The sequence below is a fragment of the Fuscovulum blasticum DSM 2131 genome, assembly GCF_003034965.1.
Classification (GTDB): Bacteria; Pseudomonadota; Alphaproteobacteria; order Rhodobacterales; family Rhodobacteraceae; genus Pseudogemmobacter; species Pseudogemmobacter blasticus.
In genome coordinates this window covers 1-18095 of the sequence record NZ_PZKE01000017.1, presented here as the reverse complement: position 1 = coordinate 18095, position 18095 = coordinate 1, and the positions used below count along the sequence as shown (strand labels likewise).

The 18095-nt window shown below is 67.7% G+C and carries 16 protein-coding genes; 3 read left to right on the top strand and 13 right to left on the bottom strand.

Annotated elements, in window-relative coordinates; genetic code table 11:
• The first annotated feature begins 133 nt into the window (after positions 1-133).
• Positions 134-373 (top strand): phosphoribosylformylglycinamidine synthase subunit PurS, encoded by a 240-nt coding sequence (purS, locus tag C5F44_RS14800; RefSeq protein ID WP_107674324.1) that lies wholly within the window; start codon positions 134-136, stop codon positions 371-373.
• A 117-nt stretch (positions 374-490) separates the two neighbouring features.
• Here purS and C5F44_RS14795 read toward each other — a convergent pair whose 3' ends face one another.
• Genes C5F44_RS14795 through C5F44_RS14785 form a run of 3 tightly spaced genes read right to left on the bottom strand, consistent with a single transcriptional unit; the run spans position 491 to position 3927 of the window.
• Complete coding sequence (locus C5F44_RS14795) at positions 491-1864, bottom strand: cytochrome P450 (RefSeq protein WP_107674323.1); 1374 nt, start codon at positions 1862-1864, stop codon at positions 491-493.
• On the bottom strand, positions 1861-3108 hold the full coding sequence (locus C5F44_RS14790) for an alpha/beta hydrolase (RefSeq protein WP_107674322.1): 1248 nt from the start codon (positions 3106-3108) through the stop codon (positions 1861-1863). The genes C5F44_RS14795 and C5F44_RS14790 overlap by 4 nt, the downstream gene beginning before the upstream one ends.
• 60 nt (positions 3109-3168) lie before the next feature.
• Positions 3169-3927: a cytochrome c biogenesis CcdA family protein gene (locus C5F44_RS14785; protein WP_107674321.1), complete on the bottom strand. Its 759-nt coding sequence runs from the start codon at positions 3925-3927 to the stop codon at positions 3169-3171.
• Between the two features lie 103 nt (positions 3928-4030).
• On the opposite strand from C5F44_RS14785, the gene C5F44_RS14780 reads away from it, so the two are divergent.
• Entirely contained in the window at positions 4031-4291 is a 261-nt protein-coding gene (locus C5F44_RS14780) for a sulfurtransferase TusA family protein (protein WP_107674320.1), read from the top strand.
• 141 nt (positions 4292-4432) lie between these two features.
• Here C5F44_RS14780 and C5F44_RS14775 read toward each other — a convergent pair whose 3' ends face one another.
• The 4 genes from C5F44_RS14775 to purQ all read right to left on the bottom strand — a co-directional run bounded on the left by C5F44_RS14775 (position 4433) and on the right by purQ (position 11397).
• Entirely contained in the window at positions 4433-7156 is a 2724-nt protein-coding gene (locus tag C5F44_RS14775; protein ID WP_107674319.1) for an Rne/Rng family ribonuclease, read from the bottom strand.
• A gap of 426 nt (positions 7157-7582) precedes the next feature.
• The gene (locus C5F44_RS14770) at positions 7583-8911 is read right to left on the bottom strand and encodes a sigma-54-dependent transcriptional regulator (protein ID WP_107674318.1); all 1329 of its coding nucleotides are present in this window, start codon (positions 8909-8911) and stop codon (positions 7583-7585) included.
• Positions 8912-8918: 7 nt separating this feature from the next.
• Positions 8919-10682 (bottom strand): sensor histidine kinase, encoded by a 1764-nt coding sequence (locus C5F44_RS14765; protein ID WP_107674317.1) that lies wholly within the window; start codon positions 10680-10682, stop codon positions 8919-8921.
• A gap of 46 nt (positions 10683-10728) precedes the next feature.
• The gene (gene purQ / locus C5F44_RS14760) at positions 10729-11397 is read right to left on the bottom strand and encodes a phosphoribosylformylglycinamidine synthase subunit PurQ (RefSeq protein WP_107674316.1); all 669 of its coding nucleotides are present in this window, start codon (positions 11395-11397) and stop codon (positions 10729-10731) included.
• A gap of 107 nt (positions 11398-11504) precedes the next feature.
• On the opposite strand from purQ, the gene C5F44_RS14755 reads away from it, so the two are divergent.
• Positions 11505-12872 (top strand): FAD-binding oxidoreductase, encoded by a 1368-nt coding sequence (locus C5F44_RS14755; protein WP_107674315.1) that lies wholly within the window; start codon positions 11505-11507, stop codon positions 12870-12872.
• A gap of 87 nt (positions 12873-12959) precedes the next feature.
• Here C5F44_RS14755 and C5F44_RS14750 read toward each other — a convergent pair whose 3' ends face one another.
• The 6 genes from C5F44_RS14750 to C5F44_RS14725 form a co-directional block, all read right to left on the bottom strand.
• Entirely contained in the window at positions 12960-13121 is a 162-nt protein-coding gene (locus C5F44_RS14750) for a DUF3563 domain-containing protein (RefSeq protein WP_107674352.1), read from the bottom strand.
• Between the two features lie 203 nt (positions 13122-13324).
• Positions 13325-13717, bottom strand: a complete 393-nt coding sequence (locus tag C5F44_RS14745) for a GFA family protein (protein WP_107674314.1) — start codon at positions 13715-13717, stop codon at positions 13325-13327.
• 54 nt (positions 13718-13771) lie between these two features.
• Positions 13772-15415 (bottom strand): DNA repair protein RecN, encoded by a 1644-nt coding sequence (gene recN / locus C5F44_RS14740; protein ID WP_107674313.1) that lies wholly within the window; start codon positions 15413-15415, stop codon positions 13772-13774.
• 39 nt (positions 15416-15454) lie between these two features.
• On the bottom strand, positions 15455-16294 hold the full coding sequence (locus C5F44_RS14735) for an outer membrane protein assembly factor BamD (RefSeq protein WP_107674312.1): 840 nt from the start codon (positions 16292-16294) through the stop codon (positions 15455-15457).
• Between the two features lie 162 nt (positions 16295-16456).
• On the bottom strand, positions 16457-17389 hold the full coding sequence (lpxC, locus tag C5F44_RS14730) for a UDP-3-O-acyl-N-acetylglucosamine deacetylase (RefSeq protein ID WP_107674311.1): 933 nt from the start codon (positions 17387-17389) through the stop codon (positions 16457-16459).
• A 194-nt stretch (positions 17390-17583) separates the two neighbouring features.
• Positions 17584-17970, bottom strand: a complete 387-nt coding sequence (locus tag C5F44_RS14725) for a hypothetical protein (protein WP_107674310.1) — start codon at positions 17968-17970, stop codon at positions 17584-17586.
• Positions 17971-18095: the final 125 nt, after the last annotated feature.

Sequence of the window (18095 nt, the reverse complement as noted above, 5' to 3'; positions counted from 1 at the left end):
TTCATCCGCAGGATCGGGCGATGCGCGGCCGGGCGCAAGGGGGGCGGCCTTGGCGCGCGGCATCGTTACCGGGCCTTGCCCCGCGCGCCCGGCGGCGGTATGGGATCGCCATCCCTGCCCCGGAGGACTGCCCATGAAAGCCCGCGTTACCGTCATGCTCAAGACCGGCGTGCTGGACCCGCAGGGGGAAGCGATCCGCCATGCGCTGGGGTCGCTGGGATTTGCCGGGGTGACCGGCGTGCGGCAGGGCAAGGTGATCGAGCTTGAGTTGGCCGCCACCGAGGCCGCCACCGCCGAGGCCGAGGTCAAGGCGATGTGCGAGAAGCTGCTGGCCAATACCGTGATCGAAAGCTACCGGGTCGAGATTCTCTGATCGCGGCGCTTGCGGAACGGGCGGAAGGCGGGGGCCAGCCCCCGCACCCCCGGGATATTTGAGGACAGATGAAAGGGGCAGGTTTCCCCTGCCCTGTGACGGCTTGGGATGGCCCGGTCAGGCCGCGCGCCGCGTGACCCGCAGGCGGATGCCGTTTTCCGCCCGCACCGTCAGATGCGCGACGGGCACCGGATCGGCGCCCTCGATCCGGTCGAAGCGGAAGCTGCGCAGCAGAAGCGCCAGCAGGAGCGGCCCCTCGATCATGGCGAAGGCCGCGCCGGTGCAGACGCGCGGGCCGGCCGAGAACGGCAGGAAGGCGTCACGCGCGGACTGGCGGCCTGCTTCGGTTTGCCAGCGGGCGGGATCGAAGGCGTCGGGGTCGGACCAGAGCCGGTCATGCCGGTGCAGGTGCCAGGGCGACAGCACCACCTGCGCGCCGGGGGCGACCTTGCGGCCACGGAAATCCTCGGGGCAGCGGTTTTCGCGCACCATCATCGGCACCGGCGGGTAAAGGCGCAGCGTTTCGCGGAACACGTCGCGGGCGCGTTTCAGCCGGCCCACGGCAGCGAAATCGGGGCTGTCGCCCAGCGACTGCGCCTCGGCGGCCACCTCGTCCTGCACCTCGGGGTAAAGCGCCAGCAGATAGAGCGTCCAGGCCAGGGCCGAGGCGCTGGTCTCATGCCCGGCAAGGAAGAAGATCGCGACCTGATCCACCATTTCCGAGGCATCGAAGCGTTCGCCGGTCTGCGGATCGGCGGTCGTCATGATCTTGGTGGCCAGATCGTCGGGGGCGGTGCCTGCGGCGATGGCGGCGGCGCGTTCGGCGGTGAGTAGCGCGATCAGCCCGCGGATCAGCGCGGCCGAGCGCCGGGTGGCGCGGCGGTGCAGGCGCGGCATCCAGCGCGGCAGCGGCAGGAAGGCGGCAAGGTTCAGGATCGGCTGGGTGCGCTGATAGGCGCGGAATTCGTGGAAGACACGCGCGGCGACCTCATTCTCGATGGGGATCGAGAACAGGGTGCGGAAGATCACGTCGGCGGCGGCGTGGCTCATCGCCTCTTCCACCTCGACCTCACCCTCGGACAGGCGGGCCACCGCCGCCTGCCCGGCGGCCAGCATGGCGGGATAGGTGTCTTTCAGGCGGCCCCCCTCGAAGGCCGGGTCGATGATGCGGCGCTGGCGTTTCCATTCCTCGCCATTGGTCAGGAAGACCGACCGGCCCAGAAGCGGCGCGAGACCTTCGCTGATGCGGTTCGACTTGGGGAAATCGTCGGGCCGTTCGTTCAGCACGCGGGTGACGAGTGCCGGGTCGTTGCACATGTAGCTGCGGAAGAACGGGGTGCGGAATTCGGCCATCCAGGCGTGATAGAGCCGCGCGGGCTGGGCCGAGAGGATGTCGCGGCGGAACAGCCGCAGGTAGCCCAGCAGCGACACCTTGTCAGGCCGCGGCGCGGGCTTGGGCGGCAGCGGGCGGTGAACGGGGCAGCCGGTCATGTCAGACTCGTATGGCGGTTCACCGCGCGGGTGATGCGGCTGCCCGAAGGCGCCCGGTCGCGGTAGCGGGCGGCAAGGGTCTGCGGGCCGGCGGTAATGCGGAAGTAATCATATTCCCCGTCGGCCCCGGTCAGGGCGTCGAAGGCGCAGAGATACTGGAAATGCAGGCGGAAGAAGCGCCAGCGCAGTTCCTTCCAGCGGGCGGGGGTCAGCGTCTGGGTGAAGGCCGCCGACAGCACCAGCGGCCAGCGCTGGTTGGCGGGGGCGACGCCGGTGACGGCCACCGGATCGCAAAGCGCGAAGGCGCAGCCGTCGCCCGGCGCGGTGACATCGACCCAGGTCAGGTCATCGCGGGCCGAGAGATAGCGCAGGTCGGCGCGCAGGCGGTGGGCGCCCGGCAGGAAGGACACCATCGGCACCACCTGCCCCAGGCTGAGGAAGGCCAGCGCCGGGCGGTGCAGCGGCAGGCCGCCGCGGATGAGGTCCGAGAGGATGGACACGCCGACATGCGCGCCCGAGGAATGGCCGACGACCAGCACCTCGTCGAAATCCTGGTCCAGCGCGGCGCGGATGGCCGCCCGGAATTCCGCCATCCGCGCCTCAAGCCCCGGAGGGTTGGCGCCGCCCGACAGGGCCGAGAAGGCGTAATCGTGCATCAGGTAATAGGCATAGGTCTTGTTGTCGATCGACCGGAACCAGCGCAGCGCCAGCACCAGAACCGCGGCCCCGGCCAGAAGCCCGGCCGCCCAATGGCCGAAGCGCGACACCAGCGCCGCCGCAAGACCGGCCACCAGCAGGGCCGCCAGAAGCTGCACCAGCAGGAAGACGATCGGGTAAAGCGCGGCGATCATCGGGCCCTTGCGCAGCTTCATCAGCCGAAACAGCGCCCCCGAGCCGATATAGGCCCAGGCGGTGCGGACCAGTTGCAGATAGGTGGCGGGAATGGTGTTCGACATGCTTTCGCGCACGATGTCGGACCAGACCAGCACCTCGACATCCGATTCGGTGGCCCGGCCGTCGAACTGGCCGTTCACATGCCAGCCATAGGGGCCCTTGGTCGTCTTGGGGGTGAGGGCCAGATCATAGCCGCAGATCCGGGCCTGATCGGTGCCTTCCTTGCGGTAAAGTTCGCGGTAGCGGCGCGGGTGGATCGGGTCATAGCCGGGAATATAGAAGACGCGCCGGCGAAACGCCCGCGTCGCCTGGTCCGGCCTGTCGTGATCCTGTGGCGCTTGCTGTTCCATCCGGCCTTTCCCTGGGTCCGATCATGCCCGGAAATCCGGCAAGGTCCAGAGGGTGCGACATCATCCCAAAAGGGGAATCCCAAGCGCATCAAAGCCTTCCAGCAACCACCAGCTGAAATCGGTGAAGGCGCCGGTCACCAGGGCAAGCCCGACGATCAGCAGAAGCGCGCCCATGGCGCGTTCGATCCATTTCATGTGGCGCTTGAGACGGGTCATCAGGCCCATGGCGCGGCCGATGAACAGCGCGGCCAGCAGGAAGGGCAGCCCCAGCCCCACGGCATAGACCGCCAGCAACACCATGCCGCGGCCGATGTTGCCCTCTTGCGCGGCAAGGCTGAGGATCGCGCCCAGTTGCGGGCCGATGCAGGGCGTCCAGCCGGCGGCGAAGGCAAGGCCCAGCACGAAGGCGCCAAGCGCCGAACCGCCACGGTCGCCGGCATCCAGCCGTGCCTCGCGGTCAAGGATCGGGATGCGGAAGACGCCCAGGAAATGCAGGCCGAAGACGATGACCACCACGCCGGCCGCCTTGGCGAAGAGCTGCTGGTTGGTCAGGAAGAAGGCCCCGAAGGCGGAGGCGGCAAACCCCAGCAGCAGAAAGACGGTGGACAGCCCCAGCACGAAGAACAGCGCGGGCAGGATCACCCGGCGGCGGGCTTCGCTGGCGCCCGTCATCTCGCCCATGGAAATGCCGCCCATATAGGCCAGATAGGGCGGCACCACCGGCAGCACGCAGGGCGACAGGAACGACAGCACACCCGCCACCAGCGCAATCGCCATGGCCGGAAGCAGGCTGGCGTCGATGAGGTCGATCCCGAACATGCGCCCTGTCTAGCGGCAACGGCGGGCGGCGTCACGGGGGGCGGCTGTCACTTTGGCGGGAAGGGCCTGTCACATTCCGCCGCAAGGCCCTATCACCACAGTCATGTCAGACCTGCCGGACACCTGGGATCACGAGATTGATTGCGAGGGGCTGTTGTGCCCCCTGCCCGTGCTGCGCGCGCGCAAGCGGCTGATGGGCATGGCACCGGGCCAGGTGCTGTGCGTGCGGGCAACCGATGCGATGGCGGCGGTGGACCTGCCGCATTTCTGCGGCCAGGCCGGGCACAGCTACCTTGGGCAAACGGCCGATGGGGCGGTGGCGCGGCATCTGATCCGGGCGGGCGGTCAAGGCCCGGCGGGCTGAGGCGGCCGCGCGGGGGCGGCCCCTGCCCCCTGATCGTTTCGCGCCGAACCCGACAGGTGAAATCTTCACAGACAAGGCGGGGGCACAGACGGCCCCCCTTCAGCAAGAAAGGGCGGGTTTCCCCGCCCTTTCAGCCTTGTGTCACTTCTTCGACCACCAGCCGAACCGGCGCGGCTTGGACGCGGCGGCCTCGCCCGGGTCGGATTGCAGCGCCGTGCCTTCGGCCGGGTCGGGCGTCGGGGCGGGTTGCAGCGCGGGGGCTTCCACCTCGGCCGGCGCAGGGGCCGCTTCAGGGGCGGCTTCGGCCGCGACAGGCGCCGGTTCCGCCGGGACGGCGGGCTTGGCCGGTTTGGCCGCCCTGGACCGGGCCGCCGGTTTCGCCTTGGCGACCGGCTTGGCTTCGGCGTCAGCCGGGGTTTCGGCGGCGGTCTCGGCGGGCGCCGCTTCGGCGCTTGCCTCGGCATTGGCCTCAGCACTGGCCGCAGACTTGCGCGGGGCACGGGTGCGCTTGCGCGCCGGCGCTTCGGCTTCGGCTTCGGGCGCGGCCTCGGCCACCGGCTCGGCGGTAGCTTCGGTTGCGGTGTCCGCGGCGGGCTTGCGCCGGGCGCGGGTGCGCTTGCGGGCCGGGGCGGGTTCGGCGGCGGCGTCCTCGACGCTTACCGTATCGGCAGCAGCTTCGGGGACGGCGCCCTCTTCGGCCTCGTCGGCGTCATCGGCATCGTCCTGCCCCTCGGCGGCCCCTTCGGCCCCGCCTTCGCGGTTTCCACTCCGACGACGACGGCGGCGGCGGCGCTTCTTCTTGCCACCCTCTCCGTCACCGCCACGGTCACCGCCGCGCGGCGCCGGAGCGCGGGCTTCGGTTTCCTCGCCCTCGGCCTCGACCTCGGGCTCGTCCTCTTCGATCTCGGCCTCATCGACCAGATCGTCTTCGTCCTCTTCCTCGACGGGGGCGCCCATCAGGCCGGCATGACCCGACACCACCGGCATCGGTTCCGGCACCACGCGGGTCGCGGTCTTGAACTTCTCGATCGAGTAGTCGGGCGACACCAGCATCGGGTCGGCCTCAAGCCGGACCGCCATGCCATAGCGGGCCTCGATCAGCGCGATGTGTTCGCGCTTCTGGTTGAACAGGTAGTTGATGATGCCGACCGGCGCCTTCAGCAGCACTTCCTTGCTGCGCTTGCGGGTGCCTTCCTCTTCCAGCGCGCGCAGGATGGTCAGCGCCATGCTGTCGTCGCTGCGGATCAGGCCGGTGCCGTGGCAATGCGGGCAAGGCTGCGTGGTCGATTCCAGCATCCCGGGGCGCAGGCGCTGGCGGCTCATTTCCATCAGGCCGAAGCCCGAGATGCGGCCCACCTGGATGCGGGCGCGGTCGGTCTTGAGCTTGTCCTTGAGGCGCTTCTCGACGGTGGCGTTGTTCTTCCGCTCTTCCATGTCGATGAAGTCGATGACGATCAGACCGGCCAGGTCGCGCAGGCGCAACTGGCGGGCAATCTCTTCGGCGGCCTCGACGTTGGTCTTGAGCGCGGTTTCCTCGATCGAGCCTTCCTTGGTGGCGCGGCCCGAGTTCACGTCGATGGCGACCAGCGCCTCGGTCACGCCGATGACGATGTAGCCGCCCGATTTCAGTTGCACGACCGGGTTGAACATGCCGGCCAGGTAGGTTTCCACCTGATAGCGGGCGAACAGCGGCATCGGTTCGTCATACCGCTTCACCTGCTTGGCATGGCTGGGCATGATCATCCGCATGAAGTCCTTGGCGGTGCGGTAGCCGCCCTCGCCTTCCACCAGAACCTCGTCGATCTCACGCGAATAAAGGTCGCGGATCGTGCGCTTGATGAGGTTGCCTTCCTCGTAGATCGTGGCGGGGGCGATCGACTTGAGCGTCAGATCGCGCACCTCTTCCCACAGGCGCATCAGATATTCGTAGTCGCGCTTGATCTCGGCCTTGGTGCGCTTGGCGCCGGCGGTGCGGATGATCAGGCCGGCACCTTCCGGCACCTCCATCTCGCCCGCGATTTCCTTGAGCTTCTTGCGGTCAACGGCGTTGGTGATCTTGCGGGAAATGCCACCGCCGCGCGCGGTGTTCGGCATCAGCACGCAGTAGCGGCCGGCCAGCGACAGATAGGTGGTCAGCGCCGCGCCCTTGTTGCCGCGTTCTTCCTTGACGACCTGGACCAGCATGATCTGCCGGACCTTGATCACTTCCTGAATCTTGTAGCGCCGCGAGCGCGACCGTTTCGGGGCGCTGATCTCTTCGGACACGTCTTCTTCGGCAATCGATTCGATCTCGTCATCGGTGTCCGAGGCGTGATCCATCGCGCGCCAGGCCGGAGCGCCGTTTTCGCCGTTTTCGGTGGCGGGGGCCGCAACGGCCGGTTCAACGGCGGGCTCTGCAACCACGTCGGTCGCTTCGGCAACCGCATCGGCGGGCACTTCGGCGGCTTCGTCTTCAAGATCCACCACATCCATGCCCGAGGGGCCGGATTTCACCGCGTCAGGGCGGGCGGATTCGGCCTTGGGACGGGGCGCGCGGCGGCGATGGCGGCGGTTCTCTTCCTCTTCCTCGGCGCGGGCAAGCTGGCGTTCCTCTTCCAGCAGCGCCTTCCGGTCAGCGACCGGGATTTGGTAGTAATCCGGGTGGATTTCGGCGAAGGCCAGGAACCCGTGGCGGTTCCCGCCGTAATCCACAAAGGCCGCCTGCAGCGAGGGTTCGACCCGTGTCACCTTGGCCAGGTAGATGTTCCCGGCCAGTTGGCGCTTGTTTACGGTTTCAAAGTCAAACTCTTCGACCTTGTTTCCGTCCACCACGACAACGCGGGTCTCTTCCGCATGTGTGGCGTCGATAAGCATCTTCTTGGGCATGTTGTTCCATTGCGACCCGTGCGCAAGGCTGCCCCCGGCGGACCGGCGGCGGGATTACGGGAAACGGGGCGGCTTGTCTGGGCGGGGGCGGCGGTCGTGCGCGTGCGGACCCTGCCCTGCGGGCAGACCTCGCCTGTCGCTGCACTGTTCACGCGCCTCATCGCGGTTCACGTCAAGAGGGCCTTGCGACCCTCCGCCTTCAGCAGCCTTCCAGCGCCGGTTTCCCGCGCCTTGGGCAATGTGCACGGCCTTGCGGCCGATCCGGCTCCCCGAACGCGGCGCGTCTTGCGCGCATCAGCGAGGGGGGAGAGAATTTCCTGGGCCGGAAAACCGGCTCGCCGCGACCCTAGCGGCAAAGCCGGGCCAAGAGCAATGCACAATTTGAGAGGGGTCGCACAATCCAGAGGCGAGTGCAGGGGTGCGCGGTCAGGTATAATCGCCGCGCACCAGCCCGTATTTCGCCATCTTCTCGTTCAGGGTGCGGCGCGGCAGGCAGAGTTCTTCCATCACCGCCACGATGCTGCCCTTGTGCCGGCGCATGGTGTTGTCGATCAGCATCCGTTCGAAAGCCTCGACATATTCCTTGAGCGGCTTGCCTTCGGTGGTCATCGCCGGGCCGCTGGCTTCGTTGTCGGCCATCAGCAGCGAGGCGATGGAGCCAGAGCCGCGCCGGTTCTGCAACACGGCCCGTTCGGCGATGTTCACCAGTTGCCGCACATTGCCCGGCCAAGGGGCCTGCAACAGTTGCGCCGCCTCTTGCGCCGTCACCTGCGGGGCATCGCAGCCGTATTCTTCGGCAAACTGTTCGGAGAGGCGGGTGAAAAGCTGAAGGATGTCTTCCCCCCGCGCCCGCAGCGGCGGCAGCACGATGGTCATCGCGCCCAGCCGGTAATAGAGGTCTGACCGCAGCGCCTGTTCCAGCGTCACGTCGGGGGCGTGCTGGTTGCGGATCGCGATGATCCGGGTTTCGGGTGGCAGGCCCTGTTCGTTGATGAAGGTCAGAAGCCGGGCCTGCAACGGGTTCGGCAGCGCCTCGATGTCCTCAAGGCAAAGCGTGCCGCCGCGCGCTTCCTCGACCAGGGGAATCACCCCGTCTTCGGCCGGGCCGAACAGCTTGGCTGCCAACTGGTCCTCGGACCAGGCGGCGCAGGAAATGCTGACGAATTTCTTGGACGCGCGCGGCCCCACGGCGTGCAGCGCATGGGCGACCAGCGTCTTGCCGGTGCCGGTTTCGCCGTCGATCAGGACGTGGCTGTCGGCCTGCCCCAGATCCAGGATGTCCTCGCGCAGCCGTTCCATCGCGGGGCTGGACCCGACCAGCTTCTTCATGATGGTGCTGCCGTCGGACAGTTCGCGCCGCAGGGCGCGGTTGTCCAGCGTCATCCGCCGCGCCTGGGTGGCCTTCTTGGCCAGTTCGGTCATCCGGTCGGGATTGAACGGCTTTTCCAGAAAATCGAAGGCGCCGACGCGCATCGCCTCAACCGCCATCGGCACGTCGCCATGGCCGGTGATCATGATCACGGGCAGGCCGGAATCCTGGCTCATCAGGCGCTTGAGGAACGCCATCCCGTCCATGCCGGGCATCTTGATGTCGCTGACCACGACGCCCTGAAAATCGGGGCCGATCACCTTGAGCGCCTCTTCCGCGCTGCCGAATGTCACCGTGTCGAAGCCGCTCAGTGCCAACCACTGGCTGATCGACGCCCGCATGTCGGCCTCGTCGTCAACGATCGCGACCTTCATCGAAAGTGCCATGCCTGCCTCATTCTGCTGCTTGTTGTTCTTTGCCAAGGATCGGCAATTGCATTTCAAAGACCGCGCCGCCCGTTTCACTGTTGCGCGCGGTCAGCCGGCCGCCCAGATCGCTGACGATGCCGGAGGAGATGGCCAGACCAAGGCCGACGCCCTCGCCCGGCTTCTTGGTGGTGTAGAACGGCTCGAACAGGTTATCGAGTTCGTCGATGCCGTGGCCATTGTCACGCACCGACAGCGTGGCCGTCTCGCCCTCGGCCAGCAGCAGATCAATCTGCGGGGCCTTGACGCCCTTGGTGGCATCCAGCGCGTTGCGAAGCAGGTTGATGATCACCTGTTCCAGGCGGATGCGGTCGGCCATGACCATGACCGGATGGCGCGGCAGGGCGCGGGTGATCTTGACCACGCGCGCCTTGAGCTGCGGTTCCATCATCGACAGCGCCGACGAGATGCAGGCGCGCAGATCGACCGGCTCGAACGCCTCGCCGCCCTTGCGGGCGTAGGATTTCAGTTGCCGGGTGATCGCGCCCATCCGTTCGATCAGATCGTCGATCCGCTGGAAGGACGACAGCGCCTCTTCCGGGCGGCGGCGCTGCAACAGAAGGCGCGCGCCGGCGAGATAGGTCTTCATCGCGGCCAGCGGCTGGTTCAGTTCGTGGCTGACCGCCGCCGACATTTCGCCCAGGGCGGCCAGCTTGGAGGATTGCGCCAGCGTCTGTTCGGCGACCTCAAGGTCTTTCTGCACCTTTTCGCGTTCCGCGATTTCGCGCTGCAGCCGGGCGTTCAGGATGCGCAGTTCCGCCGATTCGCGCTGAAGCGAGATCGAGCGCGACCAGGCGCGGCGGCTGAGAAGATAGAAGGTCAGCGCCATCAGGATGGCGAAGCCCATGATTTCCAGCGCGAGGATGCCGTTGACCTTTTCGCGCACCGAATCATAAGCGGTGAAGGTGTAGATCCGCCAGCCGCGGAACGGCACGCGGGCATCGGTGCGCATCACCGCCTCGCCCCGGACATAGGCGTCGGGCGGGGCCTGCGCCCAGTCGGCGGTGGCCTGAAAGGCGCGCTCAAGCGCCGAAGGGGCATCGCGGGCGGCCAGCGCCTCGGCCATGGATTTGCCGCGCCAGGCGGGTTCTGTCGCCAGGATCACCGTGCCTTCGCTGTCGGTGACCAGAACCGCATCCTGAAGGCCAGCCCAGGCGCGTTCGTATTTCATCAGGTCGACCGACACCACGATGACGCCCAGAACCTTGCCATCGGCGACCACGGCGCGCGAATAGGAAAAGTCGAAGCCGCCGGTGTCGCGCCGCGCGGCGGTGAACAGTGTGGCTTCCCTGGCCCGCTGGGCATCGACAAAGAAGGAATCGTTGCGGTGGCTGGTGCCCAGAAGGTTGCGGTTGGTCGCCCCCACCACGCGGCCGTTGACATCCATCAGCCGGATCGCCGCCACGCCGATTTCGGATTGCAGCGAAATCAGCTTGCCGGAGGTCTTGGAAAAGTTGCCGGCCTTCAGCGCCTCGATCAGCGCGGGGTCACGCGCCAGCAGCAGCGGCACGACCGAGGTGCGCTGCAATTCCGAAACAAGGTTCCCGGTATAAAGCGCCAGACGGACTTCGGCCCGGTTGCGGGTGGAATCGACGAAACGTTCAGACAGCCAGCGGTTCGACACCACGACAACGCCCACCGCCAGCACCAGCAGGGCGGCGACGATAAGCTTGACGCGCCAGGGCAGGCCCTGGGGCATGTCGCCAGAGGTGGGATCGGTTTCCGATGTCATGGCCGAAGTCTAGGGACCGGCGCGGCCCGTCTCAAGGCAATGGCCCTCAGGCCAGCGCCATCCCGCCCATCAGCCCGGCAAACAGCGCCGCCCCGTCCACCGAGCCGTGCAGCGCCTCGGCGGCACGTTCGGGGTGCGGCATCAGGCCGAAGACGCGGCGGTTTTCGGACAGGATACCGGCGATGTCGGCCATGCTGCCGTTGGGATTGTCGGCATAGGTCAGGGCGATGCGGTCTTCGTCCTGCAACCGCTTCAGCCCATCGGCGTCGATGGTGTAATTGCCGTCATGATGGGCCACCGGAATACGGATCTGCTGGCCCTTGACGAAGGTCGAGGTATAGGCCGAGTCGGTGGTGACGACATTCAGCGTGACCGTGCGGCAGACGAAGCGCAGCGTGGCGTTGCGCATCAGCACGCCGGGCAGAAGGCCCATCTCGGTGATGACCTGAAAGCCGTTGCAGATGCCCAGCACATAGCCGCCGCGCTGCGCGTGTTTCACGATGGCCCCGCCGATCGGCGATTTCGCCGCGATGGCGCCGCAGCGCAGGTAATCGCCATAGGAAAACCCGCCCGGCACACCGACCACATCGACGCCCTCGGGCAGTTCGGCATCCTTGTGCCAGATCCGCGTTACCTGGAACCCGGCCCCTTCGAAGGCGACGACAAGATCACGGTCGCAGTTCGACCCCGGAAAGGTGATGACGGCGGCTTTCATGGCGGAACCTCGGGTTTGCGGCGGTGGCTTGGGCTTAGCGCAAAGGTCGCAGCATTTCCACCCCGCAGGGCTTGCGTCAGGGGGCAGAATGAACAACTTTCCGCGTCATGCTGACAGAAACCGCCCTTGCCGATCTGCGCGCCGTTTTCGGCGCCCGTCTGTCCACCGCGCGCGCCGTGTTGGACGCCCATGCCCAAAGCGAAAGCCTTGTCTCGGGCCCGCCGCCCGAGGCGGTGGTCTGGCCCGAAAGCACGGCCGAAGTGGCCGAGCTTGCCCGGCTGTCGGACCGGCACGGCTTTGCGCTGGTGGGCTGGGGGGCCGGCACCTCGCTTGAGGGACATGCGCTGGCGCTGGCGGGTGGGGTGACGGTGGATTTCACCCGGATGGACAAGGTTCTGTCGGTCCACCCCGAGGACATGACCGCCGTGGTCCAGCCCGGCATCACCCGCGAACGCCTGAATGAAGAGCTGCGCGCGACCGGCCTGTTCTTCCCGGTCGATCCCGGCGCCAATGCCACCTTGGGCGGCATGGCGGCCACCCGCGCCTCGGGCACGGCGGCGGTGCGCTATGGCACCATGCGCGGCAATGTGCTGGGGCTTGAGGTGGTGCTGGCCGGCGGCGAGGTGATCCGCACCGGCACGGCGGCGCCGAAATCCTCGGCCGGGTATGACCTGACCGGGCTGATCGTCGGGTCCGAGGGCACGCTGGGCCTGATCACCGAACTGACGCTGCGCCTGCATGGCCAGCCCGAGGCGGTGTCGGCGGCGGTCTGTGCCTTTGACAGCATGGCCCATGCGGTGGATTGCGTGATCGCGACCATCCAGTCGGGCGTGCCCATGGCGCGGATCGAGTTTCTGGATGCGGCGACGGTGGCGGCGGTCAACGCCTATTCCCGCCTTGATCTGCCGGTGGCGCCGCAGTTGCTGGTGGAATTTCACGGCTCGCCCGACGGGGTGACGGAACAGGCCGCCCGCTTTGGCGACATCGCCACCGGCTTCGGGGCGACCGGGTTCCAGTGGGCCCGCGCGCCGGAAGACCGCAAGAAGCTGTGGGCGGCCCGCCACGCGGCCTATCGGGCGATCCTGGCCTCGCGCCCCGGATCGCGGGCCATCGTCACCGATGCCTGCGTGCCGATCTCGGCGCTGGCCGTGGCGGTCGAGGAGACGGCGGCGGATATTGCGGCCTCGGGTCTGCCGGGGCCTATCCTGGGCCATGTCGGGGACGGGAATTTCCACGCGATCCTGATGGTGCGCGAGGGCGACGCAGAGGAGGCGGCCACCGCCAAGGCGCTGGCGCACCGCATGGCCGAACGGGCGCTGCGGCTGGGCGGCACGATCACCGGCGAACACGGGATCGGCTTTGGCAAGAAGGGGCTGATGGCGGCCGAACACGGGGCGACCTGGGCCGCGATGGGGCGGATCAAGGCCGCGCTGGACCCGAAGGGGCTGATGAACCCGGGCAAGCTGGTGCCCTGAAACAGAAAGTGCCCCATGAGGGGCACTTCGTCGGGCCGTTTCCCGTGCTGTCATTCCGTCACGGCGCCGGGGCGCCGCAACCGGACCTCAGTAGTAGCGGGTCGGGCGGCGGAACAGGCCCGCGTCCACATCGCGTTCACGGCGTTCCAGATCAATGCGCGACACGGCGCCTTCCAGATAGCGGTGTTCCATTTCTTCGATGCTGGGGCCTTGCAGGGTTTTCAGCACAGTCTTCAGACGAGCGAACATGGCGAACCCTCCTTCTTTTGCGGTCATTCAGTTCACAGGGGGAATATAGGTTGCTGCAGCGCAGCGAAAAAGGCTGGAATGGCGAATCCCGCCATGCACCACACGCATAGCGCTATCAGATTTAGCAATTCTCGCAGGCCAGATGCCTTGCGCAGAGCGGCAGCCGGCCAAAGCCCCCTGCCCTCGCGCCCCAAAGCGGGCGGTCAGTCCTCGCTGCGGCCGTCCGAGGCGCGGTTGCGTTCATAGCCGCGCATCCCGGGAAAGGCCGGCAACCAGGCCTCGCGGCGGGTGGTCCACAACTCATAGCTGGGGCGGAACTGGTCGGGCGCGTCGAAGGCGCCCAGGTTCACCTCAACCTCGTCGCCGCTGCAGCCAAAGACCGGCGAGCCGCAGGTGGGGCAGAAGTGGCGCCCGCGATAGGCGCGGGTTTCGCCGGTGACGGTCACGGCGTCTTCGGGAAAGATGGCCGAGCCGTGGAACAGCGCGCCGTGATGCTTGCGGCAGTCAAGGCAATGGCAGAGGCCAACCCGGTAGGGGCGCCCGCTGGCGATGACGCGGACGCTGCCGCAAAGACACCCGGCGGTGAACTGTTCCATGCTGCCCCCCAAGGCCCCCGATGGTGTGGAAGATAGCATCGGCAGGCGGCGGCGTCAGCCCGCCAGCAGCGCGCGGGCCGCCTGACGGGCGGCATCGGTGACCGTATCACCCGCCAGCATCCGGGCGATTTCCTCAACCCGGTCATCCGGGGCCAGTGCGGTGACGGCGGACAGCGTGGCATCGCCCTGCACGCGCTTTTCCACCCGCCAATGCGCCACGCCAAGAGCGGCCACCTGCGGCGAATGGGTGACAACCAGCACCTGCGCGCCCTCGGCCAGCGCCTTGAGCCGGCGCCCCACGGCATCGGCGGTGGCGCCGCCGACGCCACGGTCGATTTCGTCGAAGATAAGCGTCAGCCCGCGCGACTGCCCGGTGAGGCAGACCTTGAGCGCCAGCAGGAAGCGGCTGAGTTCGCCGCCCGAAGCGATGCGGTTCAGCGCGCCGGGCGGCGCGCCGGGGTTGGTGGTGACGGTGAAGGTGACGGAATCCATGCCGTCGGGGCCGGGTTCGGCCTCGTCCAGACGGGTGACGAACAGGGCGCGTTCCATCTTGAGCGGGGCCAGTTCGCCCGCCATGGCCGCATCCAGACGCGCGGCCGCCTCGCGGCGCAGGGCGCGGATGCGGCGGGCCTCTTCTGCATAGGCGGCCTCGGCGGCGGTGACGGCGCGGGACAGTTTCGCAAGCCCCGCTTCGCCGGCATCCAGCGCCTCAAGCCGGGTGGCCAGCGCGGCGGCATGGGCGGCCAGATCATCGGGCGCGACGGCGTGCTTGCGGGCCAGCGCGCGGATGGCGAACAGCCGTTCTTCCGCCGCCTCCAGCTCGGCCGGGTTGAAATCCAGCGCCTCAAGACAGTGTTCCACCCCGGCCAGCGCCTCGGACAGTTCGATGCTGGCGCGCGACAGGGCGGCAAGCGGTTCGTCCAGCCGCCCCCCGGCCTTGTCGGCGGCCCCTTCCAGCCAGCGCTGCGCATCGCGCATCCGGCCTTCGGCGCCGTCTTCCGACAGGGCGGCCTGTGCGCGGGCGATGTCGTCGCGGATGCGGGCGGCGCCCTGCATCAGCCGGCGGCTGGCATCCAGCGTGGCCTCTTCGCCCGGCTGCGGGTCAAGTTTGACCAGCTCGGCCACGGCATGACGCAGGTAATCTTCTTCGGTGCGGGCGCGGGCGATCTGTGCCTCGGCCTGGAACAGCGCGTCGCGCGCCTGGCGTTGCGCGGCCCAAAGCGCGCGCAGCGGCGCAAGGTCAAACCCGGCGAAACTGTCCAGCAGCGCGCGATGGCCGCGCGGGTTCAGCAGGCCCCGGTCATCATGCTGGCCGTGCAGTTCGACCAGCGTTTCCGACAGGTCGCGCAGCACTTCGGCCGTCACGCGGCGGTCATTGGCGAAGGCCTGGCGGCGGCCATCGGCCTGGGCCACGCGGCGCAGGATCAGCTCGCCCTCGGCGGCGATGCCGGCCTCGGCCAGAATGGGCGTGGCGGGGTGGCCGGCGGGCAGGTCGAAAACGGCGGTCACCTCGGCCCGGTCGGCCCCGGCGCGCACCACATCGGCCCGCCCCTTCCAGCCCAGCACCATGCCAAGCGCATCAAGCAGAATCGATTTGCCGGCCCCGGTTTCGCCGGTCAGCACGTTGAGGCCCGGACCCAGATCCATGGCCAGCCGGTCGATGATCAGCACATCGCGGATTTCAAGCGATCGAAGCATCAGGTCAGACCGTCGGAAGCGTGCCGGCACGCCCCATGGTTACAGCCACTCGCCGCGAACCATCTGGCGATAGATCTTGGTCAGCCAGCTATCGCCCTTGGCTTCAGGCGAAAGCCCCCTGCCCTTCAGCAGGTTGAAGCTGTCCTGATAGAAGGGCGAGGACTGGTAGTTGTAGCCAAGAATGGCGGCCGCGGTCTGCGCCTCGGATTCGAAGCCAAGCGCGAGATAACATTCGACCAGACGGTGCAGCGCCTCGGCGGTGTGCGTCGTGGTCTGGAAATCCTGCACCACGGTGCGGAAGCGGTTCAGCGCCGCCGCATAATGCTTGCGCTTGAGGTAGTAGCGCCCGATTTCCATTTCCTTGGCCGCCAGATGGTCGAAGGCCAGGTCGAATTTGAGAATCGCCGACTGGGCATATTCGCTGTCGGGATATTTCTCGATCACGTCGCGCATGGCCTGCAGCGCCTGGAACGTCAGCCCCTGGTCGCGGCCAACATCGTCGATCTGATCGTAATAGCTGAGCGCCATCAGATACTGCGCATAGGCGGCGTCTTCGTCATCGGGGTAGAAATCCAGGAACCGCTGCGAGGCGGCGCGGGATTCTTCGTATTTCTTGGTCTTGTGCAGGGTGAAGGCCTGCATGATCAGCGCGCGCTTGGCGTATTCGGTATAGGGATAGAGCCGTTCGATTTCCTGGAAGTAGCGCAGCGAATCCTGCGGCCGCTTGCCGGTTTCCAGAACCAGTTCGCCCTGCTTGTAAAGCTGTTCGGCCGTGTAGCCTTCAAGCGACTCGGTCTTGGGGTTGGAGCCGCAGGCCGACAAAACAGCCGTCAGCGCCAGTGCCGTTGCCAGCCGTCTACCCGAACGTCCGCCTGCCATGTGTTGCCTATCCAAACCCGTCGTCCTTGTCCGGCACCCTGTCACGGGCCCCGCCCGGGTGATTTGCTCCCGGCTTTTGCGCTGTCCTAGCATAGAAAAATCCGGGGCGCAAAACGCCTTTCACGGCTTCGGGAGCGGAAGCAGGGGTGGGAAAACGCGACCTCAGGCCGCCGCGCGGCGGCGCGAGGGAAGATCGCCGCGATGCACGCCGACGCCGGGCAGCTTGGCGCCGACCCAGGCACCGCAGCCTTCCATGCGGAACGCTTCGGGATCGGCGAACAGCGCGCGCAGCAGGCGGTTGGTCATGGCATGGCCGGCGCGCAGGCCGGTGTAGCGACCCAGAACCGGGCCGCCGGCCAGCGACAGGTCGCCAAGGGCGTCCAGCATCTTGTGGCGCACGGGTTCATCGGCATGGCGCAGGCCGCCGGGCGAAACCACGCGGTCACCGTCGAAAACCACGGCATTTTCCAGCGTGCCGCCCAGGGCCAGACCCTTTTCGCGCATCATGTCCACGTCGGACTGGCGGCAGAAGGTGCGGCTGTCGGACAGTTCGCGCACGAAGGCGCCGTTTGCCAGGCTCAGCCGGCGCTCCTGGGTGCCGATGGCGGCTTCGGCAAAGTCGATGCGGAAGTCGATTTCCAGCATGTCGGCGGGCTCAAGCCGGGCGACCGCCTCGCCCTCGCGCACTTCGACGGGCTTCAGCACGCGAATCGCGCGCACCTCGGCCGCCTGTTCCTGCAGGCCACGGGCGATGAAGGCGGAAACGAAGGGTTCGGCCGACCCGTCGAGAATCGGCACTTCGGGGCCGTCGATCTCGATCAGGGCGTTGTGGATCGCGCAGCCGGCCAGAGCGGCCATCAGATGTTCGATGGTCGAGACCGAGACACCGGCGGCGTTTTCCACCACGGTGCACAGACGCGAGGGGGTGACGGCGGACCAGATCGCGGGCACCAGGGCGCTGCGGTCGGTCACATCCGTGCGGCGGAACCAGATCCCGTGATTGGCCGAAGCCGGCCGCACGGTCATGCGCACCGGGGCCCCGGTGTGAAGACCGACGCCGACAAAGGTGACCGCGGATTTGAGCGTGTTCTGCACGAGCCTTACCCGAACTGTTTTCGCGCACCAGGGGCGCGCGTTCTTTCCAATTGTAACTAGTGAAGGGGGTGCGTCAGCTCAACTCACCTTTTGCAACGGTTTGTGACACTTGCTGCAATAATTGTAAGTGCTTGTAAAAAATGGAAAAGGCCCGGAAATCCGGGCCTTTTCGAAGGTGGCGTCGTGGCCTGTGATCAGTTGGCCTGGCGGCGCAGGAAGGCCGGAATTTCGATCCGGTCGTGATCCGATCCGTGTTCCGGCTCATCATCATAGGCGGTCACCGGGGGCTGCGTGCGCACGGCCGGGCCGGCGGCGCGGTCGGGGGCAGTCTCCAGATGGCCGGCCATGCGGTTGATCAGCGAGCCGATGCCGAAGCGCGGCTTGCCAGCCGCCGCCGCAGAGGGCGCGGGGGCCGGTGCGGGCGCGGCCTGCGCCGGGGTGGCGGGGCGCTGCGCGGTCATGCCGGGATTGCGGGCCACGGCGGAGCGCAGACGATCCAGCGCCTCGGGCGAGGGCTGACCGGGTGCGCGCGGACGCGGGGCCACGAAAGCGGCGGCATCGGCGTCGATGGCGGCGGGCACGGGGCGCGGCGCGGCCGGGGGCAGCGGCCTGCGGACGGTAGGCCGGCGGCGGCAGGTCGTTGTCCTGCGTCTCGGCCACGTCGGAGCCGTGTCCGAAGTCATTGCCGAAATCCATCTCTTCGGCT